The sequence below is a fragment of the Rhodospirillales bacterium RIFCSPLOWO2_02_FULL_58_16 genome (assembly GCA_001830425.1).
Taxonomy (GTDB): domain Bacteria; phylum Pseudomonadota; class Alphaproteobacteria; order Rhodospirillales; family 2-02-FULL-58-16; genus 2-02-FULL-58-16.
In genome coordinates, this window is record MIAA01000020.1 from 1 (window position 1) to 5851 (window position 5851).

General features: G+C 56.0%; 7 protein-coding genes and 1 pseudogene (1 of these 8 cut by a window edge). 7 read left to right on the top strand and 1 reads right to left on the bottom strand.

Going from position 1 to position 5851, the window contains the following annotated elements; all coding sequences use genetic code 11:
- Positions 1-199 precede the first annotated feature (199 nt).
- From A3H92_06380 to A3H92_06405, 6 genes are all read left to right on the top strand, one after another.
- Positions 200-535, top strand: coding sequence for a hypothetical protein (locus tag A3H92_06380; GenBank protein ID OHC75243.1), 336 nt, complete (start codon positions 200-202; stop codon positions 533-535).
- A gap of 95 nt (positions 536-630) precedes the next feature.
- Complete coding sequence (locus A3H92_06385) at positions 631-1080, top strand: hypothetical protein (protein ID OHC75244.1); 450 nt, start codon at positions 631-633, stop codon at positions 1078-1080.
- Positions 1081-1102: 22 nt separating this feature from the next.
- Positions 1103-1381, top strand: a complete 279-nt coding sequence (locus A3H92_06390) for a hypothetical protein (protein OHC75245.1) — start codon at positions 1103-1105, stop codon at positions 1379-1381.
- Between the two features lie 192 nt (positions 1382-1573).
- Complete coding sequence (locus tag A3H92_06395; protein OHC75246.1) at positions 1574-1855, top strand: hypothetical protein; 282 nt, start codon at positions 1574-1576, stop codon at positions 1853-1855.
- 14 nt (positions 1856-1869) lie between these two features.
- Complete coding sequence (locus A3H92_06400; GenBank protein OHC75247.1) at positions 1870-2184, top strand: addiction module antidote protein, HigA family; 315 nt, start codon at positions 1870-1872, stop codon at positions 2182-2184.
- A 75-nt stretch (positions 2185-2259) separates the two neighbouring features.
- Positions 2260-3603, top strand: a complete 1344-nt coding sequence (locus A3H92_06405; protein ID OHC75306.1) for a modulator protein — start codon at positions 2260-2262, stop codon at positions 3601-3603.
- Positions 3604-3619: 16 nt separating this feature from the next.
- Here A3H92_06405 and A3H92_06410 read toward each other — a convergent pair whose 3' ends face one another.
- Positions 3620-4285: a hypothetical protein gene (locus A3H92_06410; protein OHC75248.1), complete on the bottom strand. Its 666-nt coding sequence runs from the start codon at positions 4283-4285 to the stop codon at positions 3620-3622.
- A 126-nt stretch (positions 4286-4411) separates the two neighbouring features.
- On the opposite strand from A3H92_06410, the pseudogene A3H92_06415 reads away from it, so the two are divergent.
- Positions 4412-5851, top strand: a pseudogene (locus A3H92_06415) (ABC transporter permease) (it continues 315 nt past the right edge of the window).

Consider the following 5851-nt stretch of genomic DNA (forward strand, 5'->3'; position numbering starts at 1 on the left):
GTCATTTTGTATTCCTCCTTTATCCGGTGGAATACACCTTAACACCCTGTCCGATTTTTCAGGACCAGCTCACGTCGCCTGAACGAAACCCATTGGGCCTATCCCCCCGGTATTTGAGCTTTACGAGAACGTCATTTATCGGCGGTTTGTTAATCAGTGCGGCGTACAAAATACCTATATTCTTTCGGCAGGATGGGGCTTGATTAACGCAGCCTTTCTGATCCCCTGTTACGACATCACTTTCAGCCCAAGCGCCGATCAATTTAAGCGAAGAAAAAGAACTGATAATTATCGCGATTTTTGCATGTTGCCTGATCACACTAATGAGCAAATCTTGTTCTTCGGCGGAAAGGATTATCTGCCGTTGTTTTGTGCTCTTACCCGAGTACATCCGGGGAAAAGAACAATTTATTACAATTCCCAAAAGCTGCCGAATGCACCCGGCTGCCTGTTAAAGAAATTTGTTACGACGACGAGGACCAACTGGCATTATGAATGTGCCAAGGCATTTCTTGACGGAAAATTGGACGCATAATCGTGAAGACGGTCTTGATCAAGACTTTGAACAGAGAGTTAGGTATGTTTACTCGTTTTTAGACTCACTTAAAAAATCCGGACATGTAAACGAATATGGTTAAGCCGATTGAGGAATACACCGACAAGAAGGCCCTGCGTAACCTCATGGCGAATGCCAAGCGTTTGGGCCGTGATGACGTGTGGTGGGAAGCGTTCCGGCGTCTTTGTGCGCTCGAAGGGATGAATCAGACCGATCCTCTCCACCGTGATTTTTATAAGATGCTTGTGGCATATGAGGAGCTATTGACCGAAAAGAATGGCCGGACTACACGCGCCAGTCGCACGAGGCAAAAACTGAAAAATAAAGGTGTGGTCCAGTGTCTTGAGGATTGGGCTGCTGGGTCAACACTGACGGAGGGGTTCAAATTGCTGACCAAGAACGGCCTAGCCGAACTAACGGGTGAATATTTGGTTCTCAAATATCAGGAACAATTTTCTGGCGGAGCCGTTGCCGCCGCGAAAGTACGACTCATAGACTATGGCGTTTTAACTACCAATATTTAGGCTGAATGGCATCGTCAAATCCATGCTCTCTAACTTGAGAAACCGATCATCCATAGAAAACGCAATCGCTGAGTTCGACAAAATCGGTCGCGAGGCATTTCTTGCCAAATATGGATTTAGGGAAGCACGATTCTACTTTCTCAAATTTAATGGCAGGCTCTACGATTCAAAAGCCATAGTCGGGGCAGGGATGTTTCATGAGACAGGTACGCAACTGTTAGCCGGCGAGTTCAATGGCGGCAAGGCTACCGTTCAGAGGAAGCTTGAAGAGTTGGAATTTGAAGTTGTTTTTCGGCCCTAAACTCTACGCAATTACAGCAATACGGGGACATTATTGAGCTAACCCCGGTTTTGCGGACACCTTTAGAATGGGGTCATCCCGAAGGAGAGGTGTCATATGGTTCATCGAAAAATATATACGGCGGCGACCCGTTTGCGAGTGGCGAGAGTTGATTTGCATTGATGTATGTAGCGTCATACGATACAATGATACATGATTAAGACTTTCCGGCATAAAGGCCTGAAAACCTTTTTCGAGAAAGGGAGCGTGGCCGGTATTCAGGCCGCCCATGCTCCGCGACTGGCCGCCATGTTGCGACGCCTGAACGAAACGACCAACGTCCAAGGCATGAACCTGCCGGGCTGGGGCTTGCATCCGCTGAAGGGGCGAGAACTCAAGGGGCATTTCTCGGTGAGGGTCAGCGGCAATTGGCGCATGACGTTCATGTTTGAGGGCGCGGATGCCGTGAAAGTGGACTATCAGGACTATCACTAAAAGGAGAACCGATAATGGCGCACATGCACAATCCACCGCATCCCGGCCTGACGCTGCGCGACGACGTGCTGCCCGCGCTTGGGCTGTCTGTGACCGAGGCCGCGCAACAATTGGGCGTGTCCCGCGTGACGCTTTCCCGTGTGCTGAATGGCCGCGCCGCTATCTCGCCTGAAATGGCCTTGCGTATTGAGGCATGGCTAGGCGTGGAGCGTGGCGGCGAAGCCCGTCTATGGCTGGCGGAGCAAAGCTCCTATGACGTGTGGCAGGCCGAACAACGATTCAAGACCGCGCCGATGCACGTTCAACCCGCACCTATGAACGCTTTGTGATTTTAAGGGGCGTGGTCAAGGGGAGGCAAGGAGGGGTTGAATTGCATAAAGCGCGGGAAATCGGGACATGACAACATGAATTCTTCCACTGACAAACTATCCCTGCTCGGCGGGTTGATCGAGAAAACGCTGAAAGCGGGGGCCGATTCCTGCGACGCCCTGTTCGTCGAGGGCGTTTCGATGTCCCATGCCCGGCGTCTGGGCAAACCGGAGCATATCCGGCGCTCCGAGGGCGCCGATCTGGGGCTGCGGGTGCTGGTCGGCAAGCGTCAGGCCATGGTTTCCTCTTCCGACGCCTCGCCCGAGGCTCTGAATGAATTGGTGGAGCGGGCTATCGCCATGGCCCGCGCCGTGCCGGAAGACCCTCACTGCGGTCTGGCCGAGCCGGAGCAACTGGCGACCGAATTTCCCGACCTCGATATGTGCGATGCCGATGAACTTTCCACCGAGGATTTGCTGGAGATGGCGGCCCGCGCCGAGGACGCCGCCAGGGCGGTTCCCGGCGTCACCAATTCCGAGGGGGCCGAAGCCGAATGTAGCCGCAGTTCAATCTTCATCGTCGCCGGCAACGGCTTTGCCGGAACGTATGCCGGCACCCGTCATTCTCTCAGCGTTTCGGTGCTGGCCGGGGAGGGAACCGGGATGGAGCGCGACTACGATTTCACCGGCGCCGTCCACATCGAGGACCTTAAAAGCCCGGAAGATATTGGTCGCTCGGCGGGGGAAAAGGCGGTAAAGCGTCTCAATCCCCGCAAGGTGAAAACCGGTCATTATCCGGTCATCTATGACCCACGGGTCTCCGGCAGCATCCTCAGCCACTTGTCATCAGCCGTCAACGGCGTCGCGGTTGCGCGGGGGTCCTCTTTCCTCAAGAACAGGCTGGGGGAAAGAATCTTTCCCGAAAACATCACCATCATCGACGATCCCCATCGTCGGCGGGGCTTGCGCTCCAGGCCGTTTGACGGCGAATGCGTGGCTGGCGGCCGGCGCAACATCGTTGAAAACGGCGTGCTTGTTTCGTGGATTCTTGATTTGCACTCGGCGAGAAAACTGGGGATGACCACTACCGGCAACGCCAGCCGGGGAACGTCGTCGCCGCCGTCGCCGGCCGCCACCAATCTGTACCTGGAGCCGGGGGCGGTCTGCCCGAAAGACCTGATGGCCGATATTAAAAGCGGCTTCTATGTCACCGAACTGATCGGCTTCGGCATCAATCAGGTTACCGGCGACTACAGTCGCGGCGCCGGAGGCTTCTGGATCGAAAACGGCGAACTTACCTTCCCGGTGAGCGAGGTCACGGTGGCGGGCAATCTGAACCACATGTTCGCCAATATTACCGCCGCCGACGACCTGGAGTTCCGCTACGGCGTTGACGCCCCGACCTTACGCATCGACGGCCTGATGACGGCGGGGGCCTAAGAGCGCTCTGTCCGCATCAGCCGGTTTTTTCGGCCTCGAACACCACGCCGTCATAGATTGCCGACAACGGAATTTCGACATCAATGGAGGCGAGGCAGATAATCGCCTTTTCGTCCACCACATCCGTCACCTTCCAGCCGTCAGGCGTTCGATGCCATATCTCCAGCTTGATCTCCGTCGAGGATGCCAGCGCGATCTCGCGCACCGACGGGATGGTCCGGTAATCGGGGACCTTGGTTCCACGATCAAAGCCGGCTGTGCCGGGGGAAAGCACCTCGATGATGACGACAGGCGCTTCAAGATAATGCTCGCCGGGAGTCCTTGGGGAGCAACTGACCGCCAGATCGGCCTGATAGAAGGTGTCGTCCCGGTCAGGCAGACAAATGCCTACTTCCGCTATGGCCTTGCAAGGCGGACGAAGTTTCGTGCCGACGTTGATGGCTAGGTTCACGATTATGCCCCCATGAGCCACCGACGGCGGAGCCATGGCGAAAACCTCGCCGCCTGCCAACTCATAGCGGGTGTCGGCGTCGCCGTCCCAGGCCAGAAATTCCTCCACCGTCATGCGCGACGGCTGCTTCAGTGCCGCGTGTCCCACGCTGATGCCTTTCTCAAACCTTGCCGTGCGGGTTGGGACTATAGCATGTTTCTCCATGGCAATGGAAATCGGAATTAGCCACATAGCGCTCCTGATAGCCATTGCCGCATCTTCGTGTTATCTTCCGTTTCTCCCCAACAGTTTTTGTAATTGACCTTGACCGATACAGCCGAAATTAAAGACACACGGCATCAATCCACTATAGTTTTGATGCGCCGCTTGTTGAACGAGAGCATCCGGCCCTATCTGGGTCTGCTGGCGGTGGCGGTGGCGTGCATGGCGGTGATGGCGACCGCTACCGCCATGACCGCCTGGCTGATGAAGCCCGTGGTCAATGACGTCTTTTTTGCCCAGAAACGCGATATGTTGTGGCTGGTCGGCGGCGCCGTTTTCGGCACTTTCGCCGTTAAGGGGCTGGCCAATTTCGGACAGTCGGCATTAGTCAGTTATGTCGGCTATCGGGTCATCGCCGACAGCCAGAGCCGCCTTTATGCTCACTTGTTGCGGATGGACATCAGCTTCTTTCACGCCAACGCCACGGGAAAACTGCTTTCCCGATTCACCAACGACATCAATCTGATGAAGGTGGCGGTGGCCAACGCCTTGACCGCTCTCGGCAAGGACTTGCTGTCCCTTATCGGGTTGATTTTGGTGATGTTCCTGCAAGACCCGGAACTGGCCTCGATTTCCTTCTTTATTTTTCCCGTGGCCATCTACCCCATTGTCCGTCTGGGCAAGCGGGTGCGCAAGGTGACGGCCAACACCCAGGTCGAAATGGGCCAGTTCCTGACCCTGCTGGAGCAGACCTTTCAGGGCATTAGGGTGGTCAAGGCCTACAATATGGAGGAGTACGAGAAAGGCCGCATCGCCGCCATCGTCGATAAGATACGCGGCTTGTCATACAAGGCCGCCCGCACCCGCGCCCTGTCCAGCCCGATCATGGAGACTCTCGGCGGTTCGGCGGTGGCTATCGTTATCATCTACGGCGGCTACAAGGTGATCGAGCAGCAGATCGACGCCGGTTCGTTCTTTTCTTTTGTCACGGCGCTGCTGTTGGCGTATGAGCCGATGAAACGGCTGGCTAATCTGAATTCCGCCCTTCAGGAAGGGTTGGCCGGAACCCAGCGCATGTTCGACGTTCTCGATATGCCGCCGAAATTCAGTGAAAAACCCGGCGCCGTCAATCTGGCGGCGGCCGAGGGCAGAGTGTCGATCAGAGACGTTCATTTTTCATATACCGCCGGCAAGCCGGTCATTAACGGCGTCACCCTGGAAGTGTCCGCCGGCAAGACGGCGGCGCTGGTCGGGCCGTCGGGAGTCGGCAAATCGACACTGCTTAATCTGATCCCGCGATTTTACGACATCGATTCCGGAAGCGTCTCCATCGACGGCATTGACGTGCGCGACATCACCTTCGCTTCCCTGTACGCCAACATCGCCCTGGTAAGTCAGGAGATCACCCTGTTTGATGATACGATCAGGGCTAACATTGCCTACGGTCGCGCCGGGGCGAGCGAGGAAGACATTATCGCCGCCGCCGAGAACGCCGCCGCTCACGGCTTTATCAGCGAAATGCCGAAGGGCTATGACACCATCGTCGGCGAGCACGGCATCAAGCTCTCCGGCGGTCAGCGCCAGAGGCTGGCCATC

What these genes read in the sequence shown, in the direction of transcription:
- A3H92_06385 (OHC75244.1), top strand. Translation starts at nt 631, where the DNA reads ATGGTTAAGCCGATTGAGGAATACACCGACAAGAAGGCCCTGCGTAAC.
- A3H92_06390 (OHC75245.1), top strand. Translation starts at nt 1,103, where the DNA reads ATGCTCTCTAACTTGAGAAACCGATCATCCATAGAAAACGCAATCGCT.
- A3H92_06395 (OHC75246.1), top strand. Translation starts at nt 1,574, where the DNA reads ATGATTAAGACTTTCCGGCATAAAGGCCTGAAAACCTTTTTCGAGAAA.
- A3H92_06400 (OHC75247.1), top strand. Translation starts at nt 1,870, where the DNA reads ATGGCGCACATGCACAATCCACCGCATCCCGGCCTGACGCTGCGCGAC.
- A3H92_06405 (OHC75306.1), top strand. Translation starts at nt 2,260, where the DNA reads ATGAATTCTTCCACTGACAAACTATCCCTGCTCGGCGGGTTGATCGAG.
- A3H92_06410 (OHC75248.1), bottom strand. Translation starts at nt 4,285, where the DNA reads ATGTGGCTAATTCCGATTTCCATTGCCATGGAGAAACATGCTATAGTC.